This is a genomic window from Kitasatospora sp. NPDC058162 (assembly GCF_042884005.1).
Classification (GTDB): domain Bacteria; phylum Actinomycetota; class Actinomycetes; order Streptomycetales; family Streptomycetaceae; genus Kitasatospora.
Window position 1 is genome coordinate 16,654 of record NZ_JBHVUS010000034.1, and the last position, 24,429, is coordinate 41,082.

23 protein-coding genes and 1 riboswitch are annotated in these 24,429 nt (G+C 72.7%); of the genes, 12 read left to right on the forward strand and 11 right to left on the reverse strand.

The window, feature by feature from the left end:
• Nucleotides 1-69 precede the first annotated feature (69 nt).
• From hisN to ACFVXG_RS36945, 5 genes are all read right to left on the reverse strand, one after another.
• Nucleotides 70-867 carry a histidinol-phosphatase gene (gene hisN / locus ACFVXG_RS36925; RefSeq protein ID WP_350504476.1) on the reverse strand — a complete coding sequence of 266 codons (798 nt, stop codon included), beginning with the start codon at nucleotides 865-867 and terminating at the stop codon, nucleotides 70-72.
• Nucleotides 868-911: 44 nt separating this feature from the next.
• The gene (locus ACFVXG_RS36930) at nucleotides 912-1,235 is read right to left on the reverse strand and encodes a multidrug efflux SMR transporter (RefSeq protein WP_350504475.1); all 324 of its coding nucleotides are present in this window, start codon (nucleotides 1,233-1,235) and stop codon (nucleotides 912-914) included.
• A gap of 128 nt (nucleotides 1,236-1,363) precedes the next feature.
• Nucleotides 1,364-2,419, reverse strand: a complete 1,056-nt coding sequence (gene rsgA, locus ACFVXG_RS36935) for a ribosome small subunit-dependent GTPase A (protein WP_387934164.1) — start codon at nucleotides 2,417-2,419, stop codon at nucleotides 1,364-1,366.
• A gap of 15 nt (nucleotides 2,420-2,434) precedes the next feature.
• Nucleotides 2,435-3,766, reverse strand: a complete 1,332-nt coding sequence (aroA, locus tag ACFVXG_RS36940) for a 3-phosphoshikimate 1-carboxyvinyltransferase (protein WP_387934166.1) — start codon at nucleotides 3,764-3,766, stop codon at nucleotides 2,435-2,437.
• An 87-nt stretch (nucleotides 3,767-3,853) separates the two neighbouring features.
• A complete protein-coding gene (locus ACFVXG_RS36945) occupies nucleotides 3,854-4,579 on the reverse strand; it encodes a M50 family metallopeptidase (RefSeq protein ID WP_387934168.1) in 726 nt (241 codons plus the stop codon).
• A 139-nt stretch (nucleotides 4,580-4,718) separates the two neighbouring features.
• On the opposite strand from ACFVXG_RS36945, the gene ACFVXG_RS36950 reads away from it, so the two are divergent.
• The 10 genes from ACFVXG_RS36950 to ACFVXG_RS36995 all read left to right on the forward strand — a co-directional run bounded on the left by ACFVXG_RS36950 (nucleotide 4,719) and on the right by ACFVXG_RS36995 (nucleotide 15,519).
• Nucleotides 4,719-5,471: an SOS response-associated peptidase gene (locus tag ACFVXG_RS36950; RefSeq protein ID WP_387934170.1), complete on the forward strand. Its 753-nt coding sequence runs from the start codon at nucleotides 4,719-4,721 to the stop codon at nucleotides 5,469-5,471.
• 73 nt (nucleotides 5,472-5,544) lie between these two features.
• On the forward strand, nucleotides 5,545-6,183 hold the full coding sequence (locus tag ACFVXG_RS36955) for an alpha/beta family hydrolase (protein WP_387934172.1): 639 nt from the start codon (nucleotides 5,545-5,547) through the stop codon (nucleotides 6,181-6,183).
• Nucleotides 6,184-6,346: 163 nt separating this feature from the next.
• Nucleotides 6,347-7,252 (forward strand): sigma-70 family RNA polymerase sigma factor, encoded by a 906-nt coding sequence (locus ACFVXG_RS36960; protein WP_387934173.1) that lies wholly within the window; start codon nucleotides 6,347-6,349, stop codon nucleotides 7,250-7,252.
• Nucleotides 7,249-7,668, forward strand: a complete 420-nt coding sequence (gene rsrA / locus ACFVXG_RS36965) for a mycothiol system anti-sigma-R factor (protein WP_350504469.1) — start codon at nucleotides 7,249-7,251, stop codon at nucleotides 7,666-7,668. Before ACFVXG_RS36960 ends, rsrA begins: the two co-directional genes overlap by 4 nt.
• Before the next feature lie 251 nt (nucleotides 7,669-7,919).
• Nucleotides 7,920-9,431 carry an HD-GYP domain-containing protein gene (locus ACFVXG_RS36970; RefSeq protein WP_387934175.1) on the forward strand — a complete coding sequence of 504 codons (1,512 nt, stop codon included), beginning with the start codon at nucleotides 7,920-7,922 and terminating at the stop codon, nucleotides 9,429-9,431.
• Nucleotides 9,432-9,538: 107 nt separating this feature from the next.
• The gene (locus ACFVXG_RS36975; RefSeq protein WP_387934177.1) at nucleotides 9,539-10,990 is read left to right on the forward strand and encodes an HD-GYP domain-containing protein; all 1,452 of its coding nucleotides are present in this window, start codon (nucleotides 9,539-9,541) and stop codon (nucleotides 10,988-10,990) included.
• Nucleotides 10,991-11,335: 345 nt separating this feature from the next.
• Nucleotides 11,336-12,322, forward strand: coding sequence for a tetratricopeptide repeat protein (locus ACFVXG_RS36980; protein ID WP_387934179.1), 987 nt, complete (start codon nucleotides 11,336-11,338; stop codon nucleotides 12,320-12,322).
• A gap of 52 nt (nucleotides 12,323-12,374) precedes the next feature.
• Complete coding sequence (def, locus tag ACFVXG_RS36985; RefSeq protein ID WP_387934181.1) at nucleotides 12,375-13,013, forward strand: peptide deformylase; 639 nt, start codon at nucleotides 12,375-12,377, stop codon at nucleotides 13,011-13,013.
• Between the two features lie 418 nt (nucleotides 13,014-13,431).
• On the forward strand, nucleotides 13,432-14,244 hold the full coding sequence (locus tag ACFVXG_RS36990; RefSeq protein WP_387934183.1) for a tRNA-dependent cyclodipeptide synthase: 813 nt from the start codon (nucleotides 13,432-13,434) through the stop codon (nucleotides 14,242-14,244).
• Between the two features lie 42 nt (nucleotides 14,245-14,286).
• A complete protein-coding gene (locus tag ACFVXG_RS36995; RefSeq protein WP_387934184.1) occupies nucleotides 14,287-15,519 on the forward strand; it encodes a cytochrome P450 in 1,233 nt (410 codons plus the stop codon).
• 82 nt (nucleotides 15,520-15,601) lie between these two features.
• Here the strand turns inward: ACFVXG_RS36995 and ACFVXG_RS37000 are convergent, their stop codons facing one another.
• Nucleotides 15,602-16,645 (reverse strand): ferritin-like protein, encoded by a 1,044-nt coding sequence (locus ACFVXG_RS37000; protein WP_387934186.1) that lies wholly within the window; start codon nucleotides 16,643-16,645, stop codon nucleotides 15,602-15,604.
• A gap of 151 nt (nucleotides 16,646-16,796) precedes the next feature.
• Complete coding sequence (locus ACFVXG_RS37005; protein ID WP_387934187.1) at nucleotides 16,797-17,408, reverse strand: TetR family transcriptional regulator; 612 nt, start codon at nucleotides 17,406-17,408, stop codon at nucleotides 16,797-16,799.
• An 83-nt stretch (nucleotides 17,409-17,491) separates the two neighbouring features.
• On the opposite strand from ACFVXG_RS37005, the gene ACFVXG_RS37010 reads away from it, so the two are divergent.
• On the forward strand, nucleotides 17,492-18,412 hold the full coding sequence (locus tag ACFVXG_RS37010; RefSeq protein ID WP_387934189.1) for an oxidoreductase: 921 nt from the start codon (nucleotides 17,492-17,494) through the stop codon (nucleotides 18,410-18,412).
• Between the two features lie 119 nt (nucleotides 18,413-18,531).
• Here ACFVXG_RS37010 and ACFVXG_RS37015 read toward each other — a convergent pair whose 3' ends face one another.
• Nucleotides 18,532-19,119 (reverse strand): TetR/AcrR family transcriptional regulator, encoded by a 588-nt coding sequence (locus tag ACFVXG_RS37015; protein WP_387934191.1) that lies wholly within the window; start codon nucleotides 19,117-19,119, stop codon nucleotides 18,532-18,534.
• Nucleotides 19,120-19,197: 78 nt separating this feature from the next.
• Here ACFVXG_RS37015 and ACFVXG_RS37020 point away from each other — a divergent pair, with 78 nt between their 5' ends.
• Entirely contained in the window at nucleotides 19,198-19,662 is a 465-nt protein-coding gene (locus ACFVXG_RS37020; protein WP_387934193.1) for a cupin domain-containing protein, read from the forward strand.
• 450 nt (nucleotides 19,663-20,112) lie between these two features.
• Here the strand turns inward: ACFVXG_RS37020 and ACFVXG_RS37025 are convergent, their stop codons facing one another.
• The 3 genes from ACFVXG_RS37025 to ACFVXG_RS37035 all read right to left on the reverse strand — a co-directional run bounded on the left by ACFVXG_RS37025 (nucleotide 20,113) and on the right by ACFVXG_RS37035 (nucleotide 24,096).
• Nucleotides 20,113-20,589, reverse strand: a complete 477-nt coding sequence (locus tag ACFVXG_RS37025) for a hypothetical protein (protein ID WP_387934195.1) — start codon at nucleotides 20,587-20,589, stop codon at nucleotides 20,113-20,115.
• Between the two features lie 85 nt (nucleotides 20,590-20,674).
• Nucleotides 20,675-21,691 (reverse strand): ribonucleotide-diphosphate reductase subunit beta, encoded by a 1,017-nt coding sequence (locus tag ACFVXG_RS37030; protein WP_387934197.1) that lies wholly within the window; start codon nucleotides 21,689-21,691, stop codon nucleotides 20,675-20,677.
• On the reverse strand, nucleotides 21,691-24,096 hold the full coding sequence (locus ACFVXG_RS37035) for a ribonucleoside-diphosphate reductase subunit alpha (RefSeq protein WP_387934261.1): 2,406 nt from the start codon (nucleotides 24,094-24,096) through the stop codon (nucleotides 21,691-21,693). The genes ACFVXG_RS37030 and ACFVXG_RS37035 overlap by 1 nt, the downstream gene beginning before the upstream one ends.
• A 192-nt stretch (nucleotides 24,097-24,288) precedes the next feature.
• A riboswitch (cobalamin riboswitch) is annotated at nucleotides 24,289-24,421 on the reverse strand.
• Nucleotides 24,422-24,429: the final 8 nt, after the last annotated feature.

A 24,429-nucleotide genomic window follows, 5' to 3' on the forward strand; every position in this document is an offset into this window, starting at 1 on the left:
GGTCACAGGGCCCGCAACCATGTCCGGCTCGGGGCAGAGCGCCCCGGAGGCGAGCGGGCGAGTAGCAGCTCAGACGCTCAGGCGCCGCAGGGTCTCCCCGTGCAGCAGGCCGTTGGTGGCCACCGCGTCGGCGCCGCCCGGGCCGGGGACGCCGTCCAGGCCGGTGAAGCTGCCGCCGGCCTCCTCGACGACGATGCAGGGCGCGGCCATGTCCCACAGCGACAGCTCGGGCTCGGCGGCGATGTCCACGGCGCCCTCGGCGACCATCATGTAGGACCAGAAGTCGCCGTAGGCGCGGGTGCGCCAGCAGGCCCGGGTGAGGTCCAGGAACGGGTCGAGCCGGCCGCGGTCCTCCCAGCCGGTGAGGGAGGAGTACGAGAAGGAGGCGTCCTCGATCCGGGACACCCCGGAGACGTGGATCCGGGAGGCCTTGGCCAGGCTGCGGCCCGCGTAGGCGCCCAGGCCCTTCGCGGCCCACCAGCGGCGCTGCAGCGCCGGGGCGGAGACGATGCCGACCACCGGGCGCTCGACGCCGTCCGGGCCGTCCTCCAGCAGGGCGATCAGGGTGGCCCAGACCGGTACGCCGCGGATGTAGTTCTTGGTGCCGTCGATCGGGTCGATCACCCAGCGGCGCGGGCCGGAGCCCTGCAGGCCGAACTCCTCGCCGAGCACGGCGTCGCGCGGACGGGCGCGCTGGAGCACGCTGCGCACGAGCTCCTCGGCGGCCTTGTCGGCGTCGCTGACCGGGGTGAGGTCCGGCTTGGTCTCGATCTTCAGGTCGAGGGCGCGGAAACGGTCCAGGGTGACCGAGTCGGCCGAGTCGGCGAGGACGTGGGCGAGTCGGAGGTCGTCGTGGTAGTCGGCCATGCCCGAAACCCTAGCTCAGCGGGGCGCTCGGGAGGGGTGGGCGCTCAGTGGGCGGAACCGCTGAGCTGGAGGCCGATCACACCGGCGATCACCAGGGAGATGGAGACCAGTTTGAGCACCGAGGTGGTCTCGTCCAGGAAGGCCATGCCGTAGATGGCGGTGCCGGCCGCGCCGATGCCGGTCCACACCGCGTAGGCGGGGCCGACAGGCAGGCTCTTGAGCGAGAGGGTGAGCAGGCCGAAGCTGCCGAGGGCGAACACGCAGAAGGTGACGGTGGGCCAGAGCTTGGTGAACCCCTCGCTGAGCTTGAGGTTGATCGCGAAGCCGGTCTCCAGCAGGCCGGCCAGGATCACCAGGGCCCATGCCATCGCGTGCCCTCCCTGTCGATCGACGGACGGGCCGTGCCCGGCCCGACTTTCCTATGATCGCCAGGGAGGGGCGGTCCGACACCTCGAACGCGCCACCAGCCTCGGGGGAGGGCGGAGCCCCGCGGGGCTCAGTCGCCCTCGCGGGCCTCCTTGCTGGAGAGCAGGCGGCGCAGCGAGTACAGCCGCGCGGCCTCGGCGTGGCCGTCGGCGACCCAGGCGTCCAGGGCGCAGTCCGGCTCGTCGTGGCTGCAGGCGCGCGGGCAGTCGACGGTGCCGGGCTCCAGGTCGGGGAAGGCCAGGATGACCCGGGACGGGTCGATGTGGGAGAGGCCGAAGGAGCGGAAGCCGGGCGTGTCGATCACCCAGCCCGGGTCGAGCGCCTTCCTGGAGCCGGGCTTGACGCCGGGCGGCGGGGGCAGCCGCAGCGCGAGGGCGGAGACGGTGGTGTGCCGGCCGCGGCCGGTGACGGCGTTGACGTGGCCGGTCTGCCGCCGGCGGTCCGGGACGAGGGCGTTGACCAGGGTGGTCTTGCCGACGCCGGAGTGGCCGATGAACACCGTGGAGAGTCCGCGCAGGTGCTCGCGCACGGCCTCGGCGCCGGCGGTCTCCAGTTCGTCCCGGCGGGTGACGACGTAGTCGATGCCGAGCGGGGCGTAGGACTCCAGCAGCGGTGCGGCCGGGGCCAGGTCGGCCTTGGTGAGCACCAGCAGCGGCTCCATGCCCGCGTCGTAGGCGGCGACCAGGCAGCGGTCGATCAGCCGGGGGCGGGGCTCCGGGTCGGCCAGCGCGGTGACGATGGCCAGCTGGTCGGCGTTGGCGACGACGATCCGTTCGTACGGGTCGTCGTCGTCCGCGGTGCGGCGCAGCACGGAGCTGCGCTCCTCGACCCGGACGATCCGGGCGAGGGTGTCGGTGTCCCCGGAGAGGTCGCCGACCAGGTTGACCACGTCGCCGACGACGACGCCCTTGCGGCCCAGCTCGCGGGCCTTCATGGCGACGACCTCACGCTCCTGCTTGGTCCCCGGGTCGACCAGGCAGGTGATCCGGCCGCGGTCGACCGTCAGCACCATCGCCTCGTCGGCGTCCTCGTGCTTGGGCCGGATCCGGGTCCGCGGCCGGGAGCCCCGGCGTGCCGGGCGGTTGCGGATGTCGTCCTCGTCGGCGTCCTTGCCGTAGCGGCGCATGGTTCAAGTCTCCGCTCAGGCGTCCGCCGCCGCTCCGCCGAGCAGCTCCGCCCACATCTTCGGGAAGTCGGGCAGGGTCTTGGCGGTGGTGCCCACGTTCTCCACCTCGACGCCGGGCACGGCGAGGCCGAGCACCGCGGCGGCGGTGGCCAGGCGGTGGTCCTCGTAGGTGTGGAAGATGCCGCCGTGCAGCGGGCGGGGGCGGATCCGCAGGCCGTCCTCGGTCTCGCTGACGTCGCCGCCCAGGTCGTTGATCTCCTTGGCGAGGGCGGCGAGCCGGTCGGTCTCGTGCAGGCGCAGGTGGGCGATGCCGTACAGGTGGGACTCGGAGTCGGCGAGGGCGGCGACGGCGGCGATCACCGGGGTGAGCTCGCCGACGTCGTGCAGGTCGGCCTCGATGCCGTGGATCCGGCCGGTGCCGGTGAACTGGAGGCCCTCGTCGGTGTACTCGCAGGCGCCGCCCATCCGGGTGTAGAGGTCGCGCAGCTGGTCGCCGGGCTGGGTGGTGTGCTTGGGCCAGTCGCGCACGGTGACCCGGCCGCCGGTGACCAGGGCGGCGGCGAAGAACGGGGCGGCGTTGGACAGGTCGGGCTCGACGACGAGGTCGCGGCCGAGCAGGGCGCCGGGGGTGACCCGCCAGACGTCCTTCTCGCCGCCGTCCTCGGGGGCGTCGACCTGGACGCCGGCCAGGCGCAGCATCTCGACGGTCATCCGGATGTGCGGCAGCGACGGGACGGGGCCGCCGACGTGCCGGACCTCCACGCCGTGGTTGTAGCGGGCGCCGGAGAGCAGCAGGGCGGAGACGAACTGGGACGAGGAGGAGGCGTCCAGCTCGACCGGGCCGCCGTCGAGGCCGCCGGTGCCGTGGACGGTGAGCGGGAAGCTGCCGCGGCCGCCGTCCTCGATCCGGGCGCCGAGCGCGCGCAGGGCGTTGATCACGCCGTGCTGGGGGCGCTCATGGCTGCGCGGGTCGCCGTCGAAGTGGACCGGGCCGTCGGCGAGGGCGGCGAGCGGGGGCAGGAAGCGCATGACGGTGCCGGCGTTGCCGACGTCGACGTTGGCGGGGCCGCGCAGCACGGGGGCGGGGATGACCCGCCAGGCCTCGCCGCCGCCGGTGCCGCCGGAGTCGTTGTTGACCTTTTCCTCGATGGTGACCCCGAGGGCGCGCAGGCCGTCGGCCATCAGCTGGGAGTCGCGGCTGCGCAGCGGGCGGCGCACCCAGCCCGGTCCGTCGGCGAGGGCCGCCAGCACCAGGGCCCGGTTGGTGACCGACTTGGAGCCGGGGATGGTGACGGTGGCGTCGACGGGGGCGGTGGCGACGGGGGCGGGCCACAGGGTCTCGGTCATGGGGGCCAGTCTAGGGGCCGTACCGGAACGGCCCCTTATGCGGCCGGATGACGGGATGGGGGCGTTCCGGGGCGGGTCCGTCGATGTTTAGTGGAGGGGCTGGAGCAGCCAGCTGGCGCCCAGGGCGAGGCAGGCGAGGGCGATCAGCAGGAAGACGGTGACCCAGGCCAGGGCCGGGACGTGGGTGAGCCGGGCGAGCTGGTCGGCGTCGGAGTCGCGGGCCCAGCCGATGCGGCGCTGGTGCTGGAGTTCCAGGACCGGGCGGACCGCCCCGAACAGCAGGAACCAGCAGCCGAGGTAGGCGAAGCCGGCCTGGACCTGGGCGCTGCCGAACCAGGAGACCAGGAAGAAGGCGCCGCCGGCGACCAGCACGGTGAACAGGCCGAAGGCGTTGCGGATGCGGAGGAGCAGGGCCAGCAGCAGGGCGATGGCCAGCCAGAGCAGCAGGGTGATCCGGTCGGCGGCGAGCAGGGCGGCGCAGCCGAGGCCGAGCAGGGCGGGGGCGGTGTAGCCGGCGGCGGCGGTGAGGACCATGCCGGGGCCGGTGGGGCGGCCGTAGGAGAGGGTGAGGCCGGAGGTGTCGGAGTGCAGCCGGATGCCGGCGAGCTTGCGGCCGGTGGCGAGTGCGGCGAGGCCGTGGCCGCCCTCGTGGGCGATGGTGACGGCGTTGCGGGCGACGTGCCAGAGCGGGCGGGCGAGGACGACGAGCAGGGCGGCGCAGCCGGTCGCGAGGACGAGCCAGCCGGGCGGGGCGGCCTGGGTGCCGGTGACCCGGTCCCACAGTTCGCCGAGGTTCTGGTTGTTCGGGTTCATCGGCGGGTCGTCGCCTCCGTTCGCTGCGTTGGGCCGTTCGGGGCAGCCTCCCATGCGGGGACGGGTGGAGGGGAGCGGGCGGTTCTGGTCCGTGGATGAGGAAGTCGTGAGCGGGGGCGGCGTGGCTAGCATGGCCCGCATGTGCGGTCGCTTCGCAGCCAGCAGCAAGCCGGAGGACGTCGTCGAGCTGTTCGACGTGGAGTTCTGGGATCCGGAGGAGTCCCTGGACCCGAACTGGAACGTGGCGCCGACCAACAGCGCCTTCGTGGTGCTGGAGCGGCTGGCCAAGGGGGCGGAGCGGCCGGTGCGGCAGCTGAGGGCGCTGCGCTGGGGGCTGGTGCCGCAGTGGTCGAACTCCGCCGAGACGGCGGTGAAGATGATCAACGCCCGGTCGGACACGGTGCACGAGAAGCCCGCCTACCGGCAGGCCTTCGCCGCGCGCCGCTGCATCCTGCCGGTGGACGGCTACTACGAGTGGCAGACGGTGCCGGGGGAGCGGGGCAAGGCGCGCAAGAAGCCGTTCTTCGTGTCCCGGGCGGACGGCGCTCCGCTGGCGCTGGCGGGGCTGTACGAGTTCTGGCGCAACCGGACGGTGCCGCCGGGGCACCCGGAGGCCTGGCTGGTGACCTTCACGATCGTGACCACGGACGCCGAGGAGTCGCTGGCGCCGATCCACGAGCGGATGCCGCTGTTCCTGGACGCCCGGGACTGGGCGCAGTGGCTGGACCCGGGGCTGACCGAGCCGGAGGAGGTGCGCCGGCTGCTGATACCCCCGCCGCCGGGGGCGCTGCTGGCCACGCCGGTGTCGCCGGCGGTCGGCAACATCCGCAACAACGGTCCGGAGCTCAAGGAGCCGTGGGCCGAGGCCGAGTACGAGACCACACTGTTCTGATCAGAACAGTTCTGAAACGTTCTGAACCGATCTGAAGGTTCTTCGGGTTCTGAGACTTTGGGAGTTTGCCGGGATGACCACCTCCGAACTCGTCACCACCGGGGCCGGGGACGCCCGGATCACCTATCACCGGGCGGCCGCGCCGAAGGCGGTGCTGGCGCTGGGCCACGGCGCGGGCGGCGGGACCGGGGCGCGGGACCTGGTGGCGCTGGCCGAGGCCTTGCCGGCCCGGGGGATCACGGTGGCGCTGGTCGAGCAGCCGTGGCGGGTGGCGGGGAAGAAGCTGGGCCCGGCGCCGAAGACCCTGGACGTCGGCTGGCGGCCGGTCGCGGAGCGGCTGGCCGGGGCCGGGCTGCCGCTGGTGGTCGGCGGGCGCAGTGCCGGGGCGCGGGTGGCGTGCCGTACGGGGGCGGAGAGCGGTGCGGTGGGGGTGGTGGCGCTGGCGTTCCCGCTGCACCCGCCGGGCAAGCCGGAGAAGAGCCGGGCGGAGGAGCTGCTGGGGTCGGGGCTGCCGACGCTGGTGGTGCAGAGCGTGGCGGACCCGTTCGGCGGGCCGGCGGAGTTCCCGGAGCTGCCGCCGGGGCACGAGCTGGTGGCGGTGCCGTACGGGAGCCACGGGTTCGAGGTGCCGAAGCGGGCGCCGGTGGGGCAGGACGAGGTGCTGGAGCTGATCTGCTCGGCGGTGGGGGACTGGGTGCTGGGGCTGCTGTGAACTCGGGGGCGCCCGGGGGCCGTCGGCGGTGGCGCGGGCCGTGAGCAGGGCGTTTCCGGTCGCTCACTCGTGCGAGTGAACGGTGGGTGCGGGCGGGAATGCGGGCGGGGCCGGTGTGGTTGTCGTGTCCGTCAGCATGAGTCACCGGTGAGAGGCAGGGCAGATGGGTTCGATCGCGTGCCCCGAACGGCCGGAGGAGCGCGAGGCCGCCGCGGCGTTCGCTCCTTCCTGGTCGGACTGGATCGACGCGGGCGAGAAGCCCGTCAGCCCGATATCCTCCATTTCTGGGCGGCCCGCCGTGGGTCGTTCCCGTCATGCCGAGGAGGTGGGTCCGGTCGTCGGGACCGAGCACGAGGCCGATCCGGGCCGTGGCCCGGACGAGGCCCTGCCTGCGGGCGAGGCGCTCACCGGTGAGGAGCTGGCCGAGGCGATCGGTGAGGACACCTTCCGGGTGTCGGCGGAGGAGTCCGAGGAGGCCCGGCGGGAGCGCTTCGAGCGCGACGCTCTGGGCTACCTCGATCCGATGTACTCGGCGGCGCTGCGCATGACGCGCAACCCCGCGGACGCGGAGGACCTGCTCCAGGAGGCGTTCGCCAAGGCGTACGCGTCCTTCCACCAGTTCCGTGAGGGCACGAACCTCAAGGCCTGGCTGTACCGCATCCTCACCAACACGTTCATCAACTCGTACCGCAAGAAGCAGCGGGAGCCCCAGCGCACCGCGGCGGAGGAGATCGAGGACTGGCAGCTGGCCAGGGCCGAGTCGCACATGTCGACCGGTCTGCGCTCGGCCGAGACCCAGGCGCTCGACCACCTCCCCGACAGCGATGTGAAGGACGCGCTCCAGGCGATCCCGGAGGAATTCCGGATCGCCGTCTATCTCGCGGACGTAGAAGGCTTTGCGTACAAGGAGATCGCGGACATCATGGGTACTCCCATCGGTACGGTGATGTCCCGGCTGCACCGCGGCCGCCGTCAGCTGCGCGGCATGCTGGAGGACTACGCCCGTGAGCGCGGGCTGGTCCCGGCCGGCAGCGGGGCAGGGCAGGAAGCGAAGGGCTCGGGCTCATGAGCTGCGGCGATCCGCACGAAACCGAGTGTGGCGAGGTCCTCGACCACCTCTATGAATTCCTCGACAACGAGATGGCCGAGGGCGACTGCGCCAAGCTGCGCGTGCACTTCGAGGAGTGCTCGCCCTGCTTGAAGCAGTACGGGCTGGAGCAGGCGATCAAGGCGCTGATCAAGCGTTCCTGCGGCTGCGACGACACCCCGACGGACCTGCGCAGCAAGGTGCTGGCGAGGATCGACTCGATCCGGGCCGGGCAGCGTTCGGGCGAACCGGTGGTGGTCGCCGTGGAGACCTCGGTCGAGGTGCACGTCGAGTCCGCCCGCCCGGCGCCCAGGCCGGCGCAGGCGCACGAGGGCGCGGGCGAGGAGCCCGGCGTGCGCCCCGGTGCGCCGGTCGAGGCCGGAGCGCCGGCCGAGTAGTCCGGCGAGCGGACCGTACGGCCCGCCGGCGAGGGCGGGGCGAAACGGTTCGGGCAGGGAGTTCAGCGGCCCCGGGAGCATGCGCTCCCGGGGCCGCTCCCGTTCTGCTCGCGTGCGCCGTCACTCGTTCGAGTGAGTTGGCGGTGCGCCAACTGCGCCATTGCGCGATCATGCGTCCCCACGCCCGGACGGCGGCCTATCCTCCTGACGGACGCTCACCGCCGGTCACCCCGGCGCGCTGAGGCAACACGGTGCCCGGAGGCGGGGAGGTCGAGATCGCTACCGACAGTGGAGGCGCGACCCTGCCGCAGGGGGCTGCGCGCTACCTGGTGGCCGTCCCGGTGGCGGCCCTGTGCTGCCTGCTGCCGCTGCTGCCCGAGGCCGTCACCCCCGGGGTGCCGCGCTGGCTCGGCCACCCGACGGACTGGCCCAAGGTCGGGCTGCTCGGCTTCCTGCACGGCTGCTGGGAGTCGCTCGCCCAGGGCCTGCCCACCCCCTGCTCGCTCCTCCTGCGCCGGCTGCTGCGCCGCCCCGCGCCCGCCGGACGGGTGCCCTCCCGCCCCGGGGTGAACGCCTTCTTCCCGGTGCTGTTCGCCGGGGTGCTGATGCTCCCGCCGGCCGCCGCCGCCCTGGTCGCCGCCCCCGCCGCGCTGCTCGGCGGCCCCACCGGCCCCGGCTGCCGCCGGCGCCAGCTGTTCAACGGCTCCCAGCTCGCCCTGTGCGCCTTCGCCTCCTCGGTCGCCTTCCACCTGCTGCACGGCCCGCAGCTGCTGCTCGGCTCCCGCTTCCCGGCCGCGCTGCTGCCCGGCTTCGCCGCCGTCGGCGCGTTCTGCCTGGTCAACGGGCTGGTGGTGGGCGTCATGGTGCTGCTCAGCGAGGCCCGGCCGGCCGCCGAGGTGCTGCGCGGCGCCTGCTCGGTGTGCGGGCTGCCGGTGCTGGTGCACGCGGCCGGCGGGCTGATGGTCGCGGTGCTCTGGCAGGGCCCGTACGGGGCGTTCGCCGCCCTGCTGGCCCTGCTGCCGCTGTCCATCTCGGCCTGGGTGTTCGCCCAGGGCCAGCGCGAGCGGGACGCCCACCAGGCCACCGTGCAGTCCCTGGTGCAGGCGGTGGAGATCAAGGACGCGTACACCCGCGGGCACAGCGAACGGGTCGGCCGGGCCTCGGTGCTGATCGCCGGTCAGCTCGGCATGGAGCCCGAGCGGCTGCGCACCCTGCGCTTCGCCGGGATCCTGCACGACGTCGGCAAGCTCGGCGTGGCCACCGAGCTGCTGCGCAGAAACGGTCCCCTCAGCGAGGACGAGCGCCGCGCGGTGGAGGTCCACCCGGTGTACGGGTACGAGCTGGTGCGCGGCATCGACTTCCTCGGCGAGGCGCACTCCGGGATCCTGCACCACCACGAGCGGATGGACGGGCGCGGCTACCCGAGCGGGCTGGCGGGCGGGCAGATCCCGGAGTTCGCCCGGATCATCTCGGTCGCCGACGCCTTCGACTCGATGACCTCCACCCGCTCCTACCGGCGCGGACGCCCCGTCGCCGAGGCGGTGGCCGAACTGGAGCGCTGCTCCGGCAGCCAGTTCGACCCGGTGATGGTGCGGGCGCTGATCGACGCGCTGGCCGTGCACGGCTGGCAGCCGGTGGTGCACTCCGAGGACTGCGTGCGGGCCGTCCCGGACATCCCGCTCGGGGTGCCCGAGCCGGTGCGGGCCGCGCCCGGGCGGGTGCCCGCCCAGGGCGGCACCCGCCCCGCGGCCGGGCAGCCGTGACCGGGCCCGGTCCGGGCCCGGGGGCCGCGGCCGCTGGCGCTGGCCAAGCTGCCGGGCAGGGCGCCGGTGCCCGCGTCTGGGCGGCGCGCGGGCCCACCGCGAGCGCCGTGCACACGGCGGCCGCCGCGCTGCTGGTGCTCGCGCTCGGCGCGGTCGCGGTACGCGGGATCGCCGAACCGAGGGTCGCGCTGGCGTTCACCGCGCTGATCGCCCTCGGCGAATGCGTCCGGATCACCCTTCCGGGGGACCGCGAGCAGGCGCCCATCGGCGCGGCCGGCGCGCTGGCGTACGCCCTGCTCGGGCCGCTGCGCGGGGTGCCGACCGCGCACGGCACGCTCCAGGTCGTCGCGGTGACCGGGATCGGCCTGCTGCTGGGCTGGCTGCCCGGGCTCGCGCTGCCGCACCGCCCGGGGCGGCCGCACCGGCGCCCGCCCTGGGCCGACCCGGCCCGCCGCGACAGCGCCGCCCGCCGACTGCTCGCGGTCGGCTTCGCCGCCGCCGTCTTCCAGCCGCTCTACAACGGCGGCCTGGTCGACCGCTTCTCGCCCGAGGGCCCGGCCTACGGGGCCTTCCTGACCGCCGTCGCCGCGCTGGCCGCGCTCTGCGACGCCACCCTGGCGGCGCTGCTGCGGGCTGCGGGTCCGTCTTCGGGCTCCGGCCTGCGGGACGGCGTCGGGGCACGCACCCCGCCGCGTTGTCGTCGGTCGCCGATGTTCGGCAGTGGTTCCCTCCTCCGCCGTGCGATGCACGCACCCCGAAGCCGCCCCGCCCGCCCTCCGGGCGGACGACGGGAGCCCGAAGACGGACCCGGGGCCACCGGGCCGCGGTTCCCGGCCGCGCTGGAGGACGAGCTGCGCTCGCTGTTCGGGATCGGCTCGGCGATCGTCGCCACCGGGATGCTGGTCAGCCTCGCGGCCGGTGAGGTCGGGCTGTGGGCGCTGCCGCTGTTCTGCACCCCGCTGCTGCTCGCCCAGGTGTCCTTCCGGCGGGCCGCCGCGGTGCGGGCCACCACCGGGCAGACCATCGCCAGTCTCGCCCGGGCCACCGAGGTCGCCGGGTACACCCCGCACGGGCACGCGCGCCGGGTCGCGGACACGGCGTGCGCGCTGGGCCGCGAGCTGGGGCTGGGCACCCGCGAGCTCGCCCTGCTGGAGTACGCGGCGCTGATGCACGACGTCGGGCAGCTGTCCCTGGTCGAACCGGTGCCGGACGGCGCCACCGCGCTGCTGTCCTGCGCCGAGCAGCAGCGCATCGCCCGGCTGGGCAGCGAGGTGATCAGCCGCACCGGGGTGCCCCGGCAGGTCGCCGAGCAGGTCGCCCGACTGGCCGACCCCTGCCCCGGGCCGGTGGGCGGCGACGGCCCGGTGCCGCTGGCCGCCCGGATCATCCGGGTCGCCAACGCCCACGACGACCTGCTCACCGCGGCCCGCGGCCGGGGCCTGGGCGAGGCGGTGGGGCGGCTGGAGGCCCTGGAGGTGCTGCGGCTGGGGCGCGGGAGGGTCTACGACGCCCGGGTGGTGGACGCGCTCGCCCGGGTCGGCGGGCAGGGCCGGGGCTGACGCGCGGGCACCCGGGGCCGAGGCGCCGGACGTCCGGGGCCGAGCCGTGGTGAACCGGTGCGATGCCGGGCTGAGCTGGGGTGAAACGGGGCCGGGAATCGCGGCGGTCCGGTCGGGGCGCGGTCGAGCGGCGCCCGTCCGGGGTTGAGGAGGTGCGCTCCGACGGGCAGGCTGGGGAGGGGCGGTCCCCAACCTCGGCGGTGGGGAGCGCGGGCGGGGGCGGGCGTGGTTGGATGCGGTCGTAGCGTGGAACACCGACCCGGAACACCGGGACCCGGGCCCCGTCGAGGACGGGTCGGGCCCGGCGGTACGGGACTTGAGCGGACGACGACGGCAGGGACGAACGTGAGGATCTTCCACCGGGCACGGCACCGGCCGTCCGCCACCTGGCGGCAGACGACCGACCGGGCCTTCACGCTGATCGGCGACGGCCGCTACGAGGACGCCGGCGCCCTGCTGGTGATGGCCGCCGACCTGGAGCCCTGGCTGTCCGACTCCTGGTTCAACCTCGCCCTGCTGCACAAGTTCCGCCGCGACTGGGAGCAGGCCCGTTCGGCCGGTCTGCGCGCCGTCGCCCTGCTCGACCGCGAACACGGCGCCCCCGACTGGTGGAACCTCGGCATCACCGCCACCGCCCTCCAGGACTGGCCGCTCGCCCGCCGCGCCTGGCAGGCGTACGGGCTGAAGCTGCCCGGCGGCCCCGGCGGGGACGGCCCGGTCAGCCTGGACCTCGGCACCACCCCGGTGCGGCTGTCCCCCGACGGCGAGTCCGAGGTGGTCTGGGGCCGGCGCCTCGACCCCGCCCGGATCGAGGTGCTGTCCATCCCGCTGCCCTCCTCCGGCCGCCGCTGGGGCGAGGTGGTGCTGCACGACGGCGCCCCGCACGGCGAACGGGTCACCGACGGCGTCGCGTACCCCGTCTTCGACGAGATCGAGCTCTGGGCGCCCTCCCCGGTGCCGACCTACGTGGTGCTGCTGCAGGCGGCCACCGCCGGCGACCGGGACGCGCTGGAGCGGCTGGTCGCCGACGCCGGCTACGCCGCCGAGGACTGGACCTCCTCGGTGCGGCTGCTGTGCCGCGCCTGCTCGGAGAGCCGGATGGCCTCCGACGACGGCATCGTCGCCCACCACGACCCCCACGACGACGGCGACGCCGCCCACCCCGGGCACCTCAGCCACCTCAGCCAGGGCGGCGCGGCCGGGATGTCCTGGCTGGTCGAGCGCGAGTGCGGCCTCGCCGCCCCGGCGAACCTGGTCCGCACCCTGCTGGACCGCTGGGTCGCGGCCGCCCCCGCGACCAGGGCTTACCGGGATCTCGAAGAGGTCTGCTGAGCCCGCTGAGTACCCTGGTGAGGTACGCGTAGACCTATGGGAGCGGAAGACAATGGCGGAGCAGCACGACCACCAGCACGAGCACGACGTGGAGGGAGCGGCGGCCGAGGCCCCCGCGAAGGTGATCGGTGAGGAGCCTGACCTCACCAAGGGCACCGCGCGTCCGATCACCGTGGTCGGCAACCCCGTCCTGCACCGCGAGGTCAAGGACGTCACCGCGTTCGACGCCGAACTGTCCACGCTGATCGACGACATGTTCCAGTCGATGTACGCCGCCGAGGGTGTCGGACTGGCCGCCAACCAGATCGGCGTCGACCTCAAGGTCTTCGTCTACGACTGCCCGGACGACGAGGGCGTGCGCCACATCGGCCACGTGATCAACCCGAAGCTGGAGGAGTACCCGGCCGACCGGCGCCGCGTGCTCGACGACAGCAACGAGGGCTGCCTGTCCGTCCCGACCGCCTACGCCGAGCTGGCGCGCCCCGACTACGCGGCCGTGACCGGCGTCGACAAGGACGGCACGGCGATCCGCGTCGAGGGCACCGGCTTCTTCGCCCGCTGCCTGCTGCACGAGACCGACCACCTGTACGGCACCCTCTACATCGACAAGCTGTCGAAGCGGGACCGCAAGGACGCCCTGAAGCAGATGGCCGAGGGCACCGCGAAGTACGCGACGGTGCCGAACGAGTAACGGCTGAGCGGTGGTCGGCGAAGGCCGGTGCGGATCTTCCGCACCGGCCTTCGCGGTTTCCGGGGGGCGTATCTTCCGAAACGCATTCCCTTTTCCCGAGGGATGTTGGAGGATTTCACACTGGCCTGAGGAGTCGTCCGGGCGGTATTCGGCAGTCGTCGAAGAAATCTTCGTGAACACGTTTCCCGGGTGGCGGTTCACATGGATTTCGGCCGCTCGGTGATCACATTTCGCCATCCCCCGTACGGGACTTGCGGAGCTCCCGCGCGGCAGCGGTAGTTTCAGGTCGCCGCAGCCCCACCAGGTGCACACGGCACTCCGGGTGAACTCCCCCCACCCGCCGTGCACCTCTGCGATTCCCCCACATCCCCATGAACGCCCTTCCCGTGACCACTGCTGTGATGTGGAGGCAAAAGGCATGCGCGAAACCCTCCGGGGCGAACGCCCGATAGCGATTCCGTCAGGCGGATACGAGGCACTTCCGTACTCCCGCCGCTGCCAGGAGATCTGGCGGCGCGGGGAACACCTGCTCATCGGCGTCAGCCCCGGCAACAGCTATTTCAGCGCCCGGCGGATCACCGAACTCATCGGGTGGGGGCGGGAGTTCTTCGAGCGGATCGACATCGTCTTCGCCGACCTGTTCGTCGGTGCCCAGTTCGAGACCTTCGGCTACGCCCCCGAACACGCCGAGCGCCGGGCCCTCAAGGAGGTCAAGGCCACCGCGCGCCGGATCGAGCGGGGAGTCGAGGAGGCCGGCCGGCCGGGCGACGTCCGGGTGCACGCCCTCTCCTCCTTCACCGGCGACCGCGCCTACCAGCGGCTGCACCGGCGGGCCGTCGACGCGCTCCGGACCGACCGGGAGTTCCGCGAGGCCGCCGAGGGCATGGCCCGCGGCTTCCTGGCCGCCCGGCTGGACGAGGGCCTGGCCCCCAGCGAACCCCAACTCGCCGCAGGGGTCCGGTACATCGTCGCCGAACTGCCGTTCTTCCTGGACACCCCGGCGCTGCTCGGCGTGGACTCCTCGGTCAGCTGCTACCACCTGCAACTCCCGCTCACGCCCGTCCTGTTCGGCCGGGACGAAGGCCTGCGCGCCGCGGCCGGCCAGGCGTACGCGGTGATCCGGCCGGCGGCGGCGTCCTCCGCCGTCGAGGCCGTCGAGGTCGTCGCGGTCGCCGAAGCCGTCGGAGCGGTTGATGCCGTCGAGGCCGCTGAAGCCGCTGTGCCCGCGTAGTCGATCGTCCGGACTGCCGAACTTCCCCGAGGAGCAACGCCCGTGAGCACGACCGTGAGCACGACCGTGACCGTGACCCACCCGCCGACCACCGACATCGCCTTCCCGCTCTCCCGCCGGGGCGACGTCCTGCCCGCCGAGGCGAACCGGCTGAGGGAGGAGACCCCGATCGCCAGGGTCCGTACCCTGACCGGCGATCCGGCCTGGCTGGTCAGCAGCTACGCGCTGGCCAAGCAGGTCCTGGAGGACGAGCGGTTCAGCCTCAAGGACACCGCCAACCCCGGCGTCCCCCGCCAGTACGCGCTGACCATCCCGCCCGAGGTGGTCAACAACATGGGCAACATCAACAGCGCCGGACTGCGCGACGCCGTCATGAAGACCCTCTCCCCGCGGGCCGACCGGGGGCTCGACGGCTGGCTCCAGGCCGAGGCCCACCGGCTGATCGACGAACTCACCGCCCAGGGCGCCCCCGGCGAACTCCGGGGCGGCTTCGCCGACCCCTACTCCGCCGCACTGCACTGCCGGCTGCTCGGCATCCCGGCCGACGACGGGCGGCGGCTGATGGCCGGCATCGACATCGCCTTCCTCACCAGTCCGGTGCCCTTCGCGGGCGCGGCCCCCAACTGGTACAAGGACCTCGACCACCTGCTCGGGCGGCTCACCGCGGACCCGGAACCGGTGGACGGCCTGCTCGGCCGGTTCGCCGCGTTGCGCCGCTCCCCGGACGCCTCCGATCGGGTCGATAACGAACTGCTCGCCACCGTCGCGCTGTCGCTGTTCGGCGCGGGCGCGGTCTCGACCTCGTCGTTCCTGCTGAACGCCGTCGTCTACCTGTGCGAACGGCCCGAACTCGCCGACCGGCTCCGGCGGGAACCGGGCCTGATCGGGCGTGCGGTCGACGAGCTGCTGCGGGTGAACCTGTCCATCGGCGACGCCCTGCCGCGGCTCGCGCTCGCCGACGTACGGCTGGGCGGGGTGCTGGTGAAGGAGGGCGAGCTGGTGCTCGTCCTGGTCGAGGGCGCCAACTACGACCCGGCGGTCTTCCCGGACCCGGAGCGGATCGACTTCGACCGGCTGAGCAACCCGCACCTCGCCTTCGGTGCGGGTCGGCACTTCTGCCCGGCCTCGGCGCTCGGCCGCACCCACGCCGAGATCGCCCTCGCCGTACTCGTCGAGCGGCTGCCGGGCCTACGGCTCGCGGTTCCGGCCGAACAGCTGGCCTGGCGGCCGGGGTTCATCAAGCGGCTGCCGGAGCGGCTGCCGGTGGTGTGGTGAACGCGGCGCGGTGAGCGCGGCGCGCTGAGCAGGGCGGCGGGGCCGGTGCGGAGCTGTCCGCGCCGGCCCCGCCGCCGTGCGGTCACCCCAGGAGCCACTCCGGGCCGTAGGTGAAGCGGGGGTCGGCGGGCAGCTTGACGCCGACGATCTGCTGGGCCGTGTCCCGCAGTTGGCCCATCAGGCCGATCGCGGTGCCGATCTGGGACGGGTCGTCGCCCCAGGCGTGTTCGAGGGCGCGCAGCATGTCGCCGTAGTGCTGGTTGAAGGCGTCCAGCAGCTTGGCGGTGGGCTGGTCGGGCGAGTCGGGGTCGCCCTGGCGGGGCCAGCCGCCCCTGGGCACCCGGGCGACCGGGGAGGTGTCCGGCAGCGGGACGTCGGCGCCGGTGAACTCCCACGTCTTGGTCGTGGGGTTCTGGACGAGCTTCTTGCCGACGGCGATCTCCTTGAAGGCGTAGTAGTGGGCGAGTTCGCCCGGGGCGCTGGGGAACGGGTCCGCCGGGGAGGCGGTGGTGCCCTCGCCCTGGGTCTGGATGACGTGGATCGCCTTGAGCACGTCGTCGATGGTGTTCATCGCGACGATGTCGCGGTTGGTGCCGAGCGAGAACTTCACCTGCCGCTGGCCGGTGAGCAGGTGGGCGTACTTGGGGAAGACGTCGGCGATGCGCTGGTAGAAGGCGCCGATCGTGTTGCCGTCGGCGGCGAAGGCGAGCGGGTTCTCGGGCTTCTCGATGTCGGCGAAGAGCCCGGCCGACTCGCGGGTCAGCCCGCTGAGGTAGACGACCAGGCCGGGGTTGACGCCGCCGGGCAGCTCGCCCGGGTACTTGGGGACGGTCAGCGGGTCGGTCAGGACGACGGTGCCGCCGATGCTGGTGAGCATGTTGCAGACCAGTCCGAAGTGCGTCATCTCGTCGAAGATGATGTCGTGGATGGTGCCGCGGACCGGCTGGCCGTCGTTCTGGGCGGTGATCGACCACAGGGCGGTGGCGTACGGCGGGATGGTCGACACCTCCAGCATGATCGCCCGCTGGAGGGCGTCCTTGAGCTCCTGCTCGGTCCAGTCCTCCTCCGCCATGCTCATGAGCTGGGCGATCGCGTCGCTCTCGTAGTCGAGGATTCCGGTCGTCACGGGGGACCCCTTTCGTTCGGCTGTGCGCCGGACCGTAGCGGGGGTGTGGTCGTGCGTATGCGTGTGATGCCGGTGTGGCTCGGGAGTTCAGTCGGACGGGCGGCGCGCGGCCGGCGCTGGCGCGGGGTGGGCGCGCGGCCCGCGACGGTCGCTAGCGCGGGGTGGCGTCGAGGGCCGGGGCGATGGCGGCGAAGGCCTGGTCGGTCAGGGCGGCCGGGTCCGCCGCGCCGCCGCTCGCGCTCCAGCACTGGAGCACGACGTCGAAGGCGGTCAGGGCCATGCCGGCGGCCATCCTGGAGTGGAGGCCGGTCGCGGGATCCACTCCCAGGCGGTCGGCGAGCTCGGCGGCCAGCTGCTCGCGCCACTGCGACTGGTGCTCCAGGAAGCGGCCGCGCAACGCGGGTGTGCCGAGGATCAGTTGGACCACGCGCAGGGTCTGCTCGGAGTGGCCGGCGCAGGCGTCGATGGCGGCCCAGACGGTGTTCCGCAGGGCGGTGGAGGGGCTCTCCCCGGCGGGCCGCCCGGCGAGTTCGGCGCGCATGCCGCTGCCCAGGTCCGCCAGGAAGCGGACGACCACGTCCTCCTTGGAGGCGAAGTAGCGGAAGAACGTCCGCTTGGACATGCCGGTGGCGGCCGCGATCTCGTCGACCGTGACCGCGTCGAACCCGTGCTCGGCGAACAGGCTCAGCGCGGCCTTGGTCAGCTCGTCGGCGACGAGCCGGCGCTTGCGTTCGGCCAGGCTCGGGGCGGGGAGGGTGGTCATGCTCTGGATGCTACACGTGGGGTCGTGGTTGGCTCTTGGAGTCGGTCTTGACACTTGGTGACAGTCTGGACAGAGTGTGGCGCATGACGAAGAATCAGGCGTGGGGCGTCGAACGGATTCCGGACCAGGCAGGGCGGCTGTTCGTCGTCACCGGCGCCAACAGCGGCCTCGGGCTGGCGACCACCCGCGCCGTGGCCCGTCGGGGCGGGCGGGTGATCCTCGCCGTCCGCGACGAGGCCAAGGGACGGCGCGCGGTCGCGGAGATCACCGCCGAGCAACCAGGGGCGTCCCTGGAGGTGCGCCGCCTCGACCTGGCCGACCTCGACTCCGTCCGCGCCTTCGCCGAGCGGCTGCGCTCGGACGGCCTGCGCCCGGACGTCCTCGTCAACAACGCGGGCGTGCTGGCCCCGCCGCGCACACTCAGCGCCCAGGGGCACGAGCTCCAGTTCGCCGCCAACCACCTCGGGCACTTCGCGCTCACCGGGCTGCTGCTCGACCTGCTGGCGGAGGGGCGCGATCCGCGGGTGGTCACGGTGAGCTCGGCCAACCACCGGCAGGGGCGGATCTCCTTCGAGGACCTCGGCGGTGAGCGGACGTACTCGCCGATGGGTCACTACAACCAGTCGAAGCTCGCCAACGCCGTCTTCGGCTGGGAGCTCCACCGGCGCCTCGCCGCCGCCGGCAGCCCGGTCCGCAGCCTGCTCGCCCACCCCGGGTACGCCGCCACCAACATCCAGGCCGGCTCGGTCGGCCCGGTGAAGCTGCTCTTCGGCCGCCTCCTGACCCCGCTCGCCCAGACCCCGGCCCGGGGCGCGCTGCCCCAACTCTTCGCCGCCACCGCCCCTGAGGCGGTCGGCGGGCAGTTCATCGGCCCGAGCGGCATGGGGGAGCTACGCGGCGCCCCGAAGGCCGTGCGCCTCGCCCCGAGGGCGACCGACGCAGAGACGGCCCGGCGGCTCTGGGAGCTGTCGGAACGGCTGACGGACGTCCGCTTCGCGCTCTGAGGGACCAAGTTTTGCCCTGCGGGGGCGAGTAGGGCGGCGCATAGGAAGTCGGGCCCGCCGACTTCCTGTGCACGGGTGCGTTGGTCCCGCTTGCCGCGTTACAGCTGGCGGAGGCTGGGTCACGGACTGGTGGTCCCGCGTGGGCGCAGGCCGTCGAGGGTGAGGTCGATGAAGCGGTCGCAGTCGCCGCTGCCGGTGCGGACGATCGCGGACAGGCCGCCTACGAGCATGTAGACGTCCCGCACGGTGAGGTCCTCCCGGAGGGTTCCGGCGGCCCGGCCCTGGTCGATCAGTGCTCCGACCGCGACTTCGAGCTGCGCCAGCATCTCCCCTCTGGGTGCCGACGAGCCCACGGCTGCCGCGACGGTGGCGGACAGTCCGTGGTCCTCGGCCAGCATCCGACCGACATGGCGGAGATACCGGGCCAGCCCCGTACCTGACCCGGGGTCGCGCAGGCAGTCGGTGCGGGCGAACTCCAGGATCTCGGCGAAGCGGTGTTCCGCTGCGGCCTCCACGAGGGCCTGCTTATTCGGGAAATGCCGGTACAGGGTGCCGATGCCCACTCCGGCGGCGCGTGCCACCTCGGGCATCTGAACCTCGTCGCCCCTCTCCTCGAACAGGGCACGCGCAGCCGCCAGTACGCGGGCGCGGTTGCGCTCCGCGTCGGCACGTGGCTTGCGGTCGTCTGGTGTCGATGGCGTTGACAATCCGAGTGCTCCTCCGCCTACCCTTATCCGGAATCGGATTCCGGTTCCGATTGTGCCATGCGAGGAGGGTCTGCAGCCATGCCCGAAGACCGTTTCATCCTGCTGGAGCCCGGAGCCGCCCGGCCGGGGCGGATCCCGTTGCCACCCGCGTTCGCCGTCAAGGCGATGGCCGACGACACGGAGGGCCGGCTCTCGCTGCTGGAGGTGACCGTGGCGAAGGACATCCCGCGGCACACCCACCACCAGGCGGACGAATGCATCTACGTGCTGGACGGCGTCCTCGAAATCGAGTTCGACGACCGGACGCACTCGGCGCCGAAGGGGACCTTCGTCCTCCTGCCCCACGGCGTCCCGCACGCCCTGCGCCGTGCCTCCGACCCGCCCCCGCGAGTCCTGCAGATCTCCTCGCCCGGCGGGTGGGAGCACTACGTCGAGGACCTGATCGAGGCAGGGCCCGCGGTCCTCACCGACGGTGAACTGGACCCCGCGAAGATCAACCCCATCGCGGCCCGGTACCACGTCAGCTACCACGTGCAGGAATGAGCACGGGAGTTCAGGGGTGGTGGCGGGTGGTGATGGTGATCGGGTGGGCGGTCCAGTCGGTCATGTCGCCGATGTAGAGGGTGACGGACCAGCGGCCGCTGCGGGCGAGGCAGTGGGCGACACCGTCGCCGCCGCCCGGGCTGATGCAGAGGCGGAGGAAGTCCCGGTGGGCAGCATGATGCCCGCGATCCCGGCCCGGGCGGGGCTCACGCGGCGGCCTCGGCGGCGGGCGCGGTGATGTGGCACCAGATGAACTCGCCGATGCCGCCCCTGCGCGGGCAGCAGCCCCACTGGGAGGCCAACTCCTGGACGAGGAACAGGCCTCGGCCGGTTTCGGAGGTGGGGGAGGCGGGCCGGAGCGAGGGCTTCCTTCCTCGCCGGGGTCAAGGGTGGGGAGTTTCTGGCCGACTGATGTGACAGCGGTGCCCCGGGTGGGGCACCGCTGTTTGCTCAGGTGAGGTTGTCGTACCAGAAGAAGATGGTCCGCAGGATGATGCCCGGGGCGCCGGCGCCGAAGGCGAGGACCATGGCTTGGGCGACTGCGACATCTGTCGGGTCGATGCCTTGGGACCAGGTGACCTTGGCGTTGAGGCCGGGGATGGTGTTGCCCGGGGCGTACGACCGGAAGCTTCCGCGGGCGTGGGCGATGAGGGTGCCGTTGCGGCGCAGCTCCGCCCGGCGCAGGCCCCTGGGTCGCAGTTCGTAGGTGCGGTCGCCGACGACAGCGGTCCGCGTGCGGTTGCGGGTTCGGCTGGTCGGGATGGTGTGGCCGCCCATGTTCATCGCGCCGTGGTCGCGGTCGGGTACCACCGTGACGGTGGGGATCCCCGAGACCTCTACCCGGGCTATGACGGACGGCCAGCGGTCGTGGCTGATCTGTATCGGTCCGAACGGGCCGTCGATCACACGCTGTTGGAGCTTGGGCATGCCTGGGCTACTCCCCCTGAGCGCCGGACAGCACACAGCGGAGCCGCCAGTACGGCGGCTCCGCTGTGTGCTGGATGACCTTGTCTTAGAACTCGTCGTCGAAGGAGACCGAACCCTCGACCGCGACCTGGTAGGCCGACACCCGGCGCTCGAAGAAGTTGGTCAGCTCCTGGACGTTCTGGAGCTCCATGAACCCGAACGGGTTGGTCGACCCGTAGCGGATCGGCATCCCGAGTCGCGCGAGGCGCTGGTCGGCCACGGCCTCCAGGTACTGGCGCATGGAGTCGGTGTTCATGCCCGCGAGGCCGTCACCGCAGAGGTCCTGGGCGAACTGGAGCTCGGCCTCGACGGCCTCCTCCAGCATCTCGGTGACCTGCTTGGCCATCTCGTCGTCGAAGAGGTCGGGCTCCTCCTCGCGGACGGTGTCCACGACCGACATGGCGAAGTCCATGTGCATGGACTCGTCGCGGAACACCCAGTTGGTGCCGGTCGCGAGACCGTGCAGCAGGCCGCGCGAGCGGAACCAGTACACGTAGGCGAACGCGCCGTAGAAGAACAGGCCCTCGACGCACGCCGCGAAGCAGATCAGGTTCAGCAGGAAGGCCCGCCGGTCTTCCTTGGTCTGCAGCGAGTCGATGTGGTCGACCGCGTTCATGTACTTGAAGCAGAACTGGGCCTTCTGGTGGATGGAGGGGATGTTCTCCACCGCGGCGAAGGCCGCGTTGCGGTCCTCCGGGTCCGGAAGGTAGGTGTCCAGCAGCGTCAGGTAGAACTGGACGTGCACGGCCTCCTCGAACAGCTGGCGCGACAGGTACAGCCGCGCCTCCGGGGAGTTGATGTGCTTGTAGAGGCTCAGCACCACGTTGTTGGCGACGATCGAGTCACCGGTCGCGAAGAACGCCACCAGGCGGCCGATCAGGTGGCGCTCGCCCTCGCTGAGCTTCGCCAGGTCGGCGACGTCGGAGTGCAGGTCCACCTCCTCGACGGTCCAGGTGTTCTTGATCGCGTCGCGGTACCGGTCGTAGAACGACGGGTAGCGCATCGGGCGCAGGGTCAGCTCGAAGCCGGGGTCGAGCAGCATCTTGCGGTCGTCGGCAGTCATTACTGGCAGGCCTCGCAGGACTCGGGGTTCTCCAGGGAGCAGGCCAGCGCGGCCTCTTCCTCGGGGGTGAGCGTGGGGGTGTTGACCGGCACGGGCGCGGCGGCGCGGGCGGTGCCCGAGGCGGCCTGGGCGATCCGGGTCGCGGGGCGCGAGCGCAGGTAGTAGGTGGTCTTGAGACCGACCTTCCACGCGTAGGCGTACATCGAGCTGAGCTTGCCGATGGTCGGCGCGGCCATGAACAGGTTGAGCGACTGGCTCTGGTCGAGGTACGGCATGCGGGCCGCGGCCAGGTCGATCAGGGCGCGCTGCGGCAGCTCCCACGCGGTGCGGTACAGCGAGCGGACCTCGGCGGGCAGCCAACCGAGCTCCTGCACCGAGCCGTTGGCGTCGCGCAGCGAGTCGCGGGTCTGCTGGTCCCAGACGCCGAGCTCCTTGAGCTCGCGCACCAGGTACGGGTTGACCTGGAGGAACTCGCCCGACAGGGTCTCGCGCTTGAACAGGTTGGACACCTGCGGCTCGATGCACTCGTACACGCCGGCGATGGAGGCGATGGTCGCGGTCGGGGCGATCGCGAGCAGCAGCGAGTTGCGCAGGCCGGTCTCGGCGATGCGGGCGCGCAGCGCCGTCCAGCGGTCGGTCCACTGCGGGGCGGCCGTCGGGAAGTGGTCGATGTGCAGCTCGCCGCGGGCGGCGCGGGTCTCGCCGTAGGCCTCGTGGCGGCCGAGCTGCTCGGCCAGGTCGGCGGAGCGCTCGTAGGCGGTGAGCATGATGCGCTCGGCGATCAGCGTGGACAGGCGGGCGGCCTCGGCGGAGTCGAAGTCGATCCGCAGCTTGAAGAAGACGTCCTGGAGGCCCATCACGCCGAGGCCGACCGGCCGCCAGCGGGAGTTGGAGGTGCCGGCCTCGGTGGTCGGGTAGAAGTTGATGTCCACCACGCGGTCGAGGAAGGTCACGGCGGTGCGGACGGTGGCGTCGAGGCGCTCCCAGTCCATCGCGTTGACCAGATCATCGGCGCGAGCGTCAAGCGCCACGTGGGCACCGAGGTTGACCGAGCCCAGGTTGCAGACGGCGGTCTCGGAGTCGTCCGTGACCTCCAGGATCTCGGTGCACAGGTTGGAGGAGTGCACCGTGCGGCCGGGCAGCGCGGTCTGGTTGGCGGCGCGGTTGGAGGCGTCCTTGAAGGTCATCCAGCCGTTGCCGGTCTGCGCGAGGGTGCGCATCATGCGGGCGTAGAGGGTCTGCGCCGGGATGGTGCGGACGGCCTTGCCGGCCAGCTCGGCCTTGCGGTAGGCCTCGTCGAAGTCGGCGCCCCACAGGTCGACCAGCTCGGGGACGTCGGCGGGGGAGAACAGCGACCACTCGGCGTTGGCGTTCACGCGGCGCATGAACTCGTCCGGGATCCAGTGGGCCAGGTTGAGGTTGTGGGTGCGGCGCGCCTCCTCACCGGTGTTGTCGCGGAGCTCCAGGAACTCCTCGATGTCGGCGTGCCAGGTCTCCAGGTAGACGCAGGCCGCGCCCTTGCGGCGGCCGCCCTGGTTGACGGCGGCGACCGAGGAGTCGAGGGTGCGCAGGAACGGGACGATGCCGTTGGACTTGCCGTTGGTGCCGCGGATCAGGCTGCCGCGCGAGCGGATGCGCGAGTAGGACAGGCCGATGCCGCCGGCGTGCTTGGAGAGGCGGGCGATCTGCGCGTAGCGGTTGTAGATCGAGTCCAGGTTGTCCAGCGGCGAGTCCAGCAGGTAGCAGCTGGACATCTGCGGGTGCCGGGTGCCGGAGTTGAAGAGCGTCGGCGAGGAGGTCAGGTACTCCAGGCGGCTCATCAGGCCGTACAGCTCGGACACCTCGCGCACCGACTGCTCGGAGTCGCCGACCGCCAGGCCGCAGGCGACGCGGAGCAGGAAGTGCTGCGGGGTCTCGATGACCTTGCGGGTGATCGGGTGGCGCAGCAGGTAGCGGGACTGGACGGTGCGCAGGCCGAAGTACTCGAAGCGGTCGTCGCCCTTGGTGTCGATGAGCGCGTCGAGGGCCTCGGCGTGCTTGGCGACGAAGGCGGCGGTGGTGTCGCCGATCAGGCCCTCGGCGTGGCCGACGGCGATCGAGGCGGAGAAGGAGGTCGAGCCCTGGCTGTTCGCCTCGTCGACGATCTCCAGGGCGAGCAGGCGGGCGGCCAGCTTCGAGTACTGGGGGTCCTCGGCGATCATCGACGCGGCGGCGTCCACGGCCAGCCCGCGCAGCTCGGCGAAGTCCGAGCCGGCGTGGCGGCCGCGCAGCGCGGCGGCGGCGACGTGGCCGGGGTCGACCTCGGTGAGGTCGACGCTGCGGTCGGTGAGCAGCCGCAGGAGAGCACCGCCGGGGTCGGAGACCGTCGGGTCGGTGAAGGCGGTACCGGAGCCCTGGGCGGGCAGGGTGACTGAGGCAGCGGTGGTCAAGGCGCTCTCTCCTGGCGGCGATCGTGCGGCGGTGATCGGGGTCACCGGGCCGATCTGGGCAGGGGAGCACGGCGCGAACGCAAAAAGCGTCGCGCGAGGTGTCTCCCCGGCCCGCCCGCGAGGCCCGGAGGGGTGGTGCTGGTGCTTGGCGCGGCCTCTGCGGGAGGGCCGTGGCGCACGCTGTTCGGCAGGTACTCGGACTCGCGGTACGGCTGCTGGAGCCGCCCGCACACCGCTGCGGGGCAGTCCCGGATTCCCACCGGGTTCCCCTGCATCGACAGCAGAAGCGAGCATACATGTAGTGGCGGC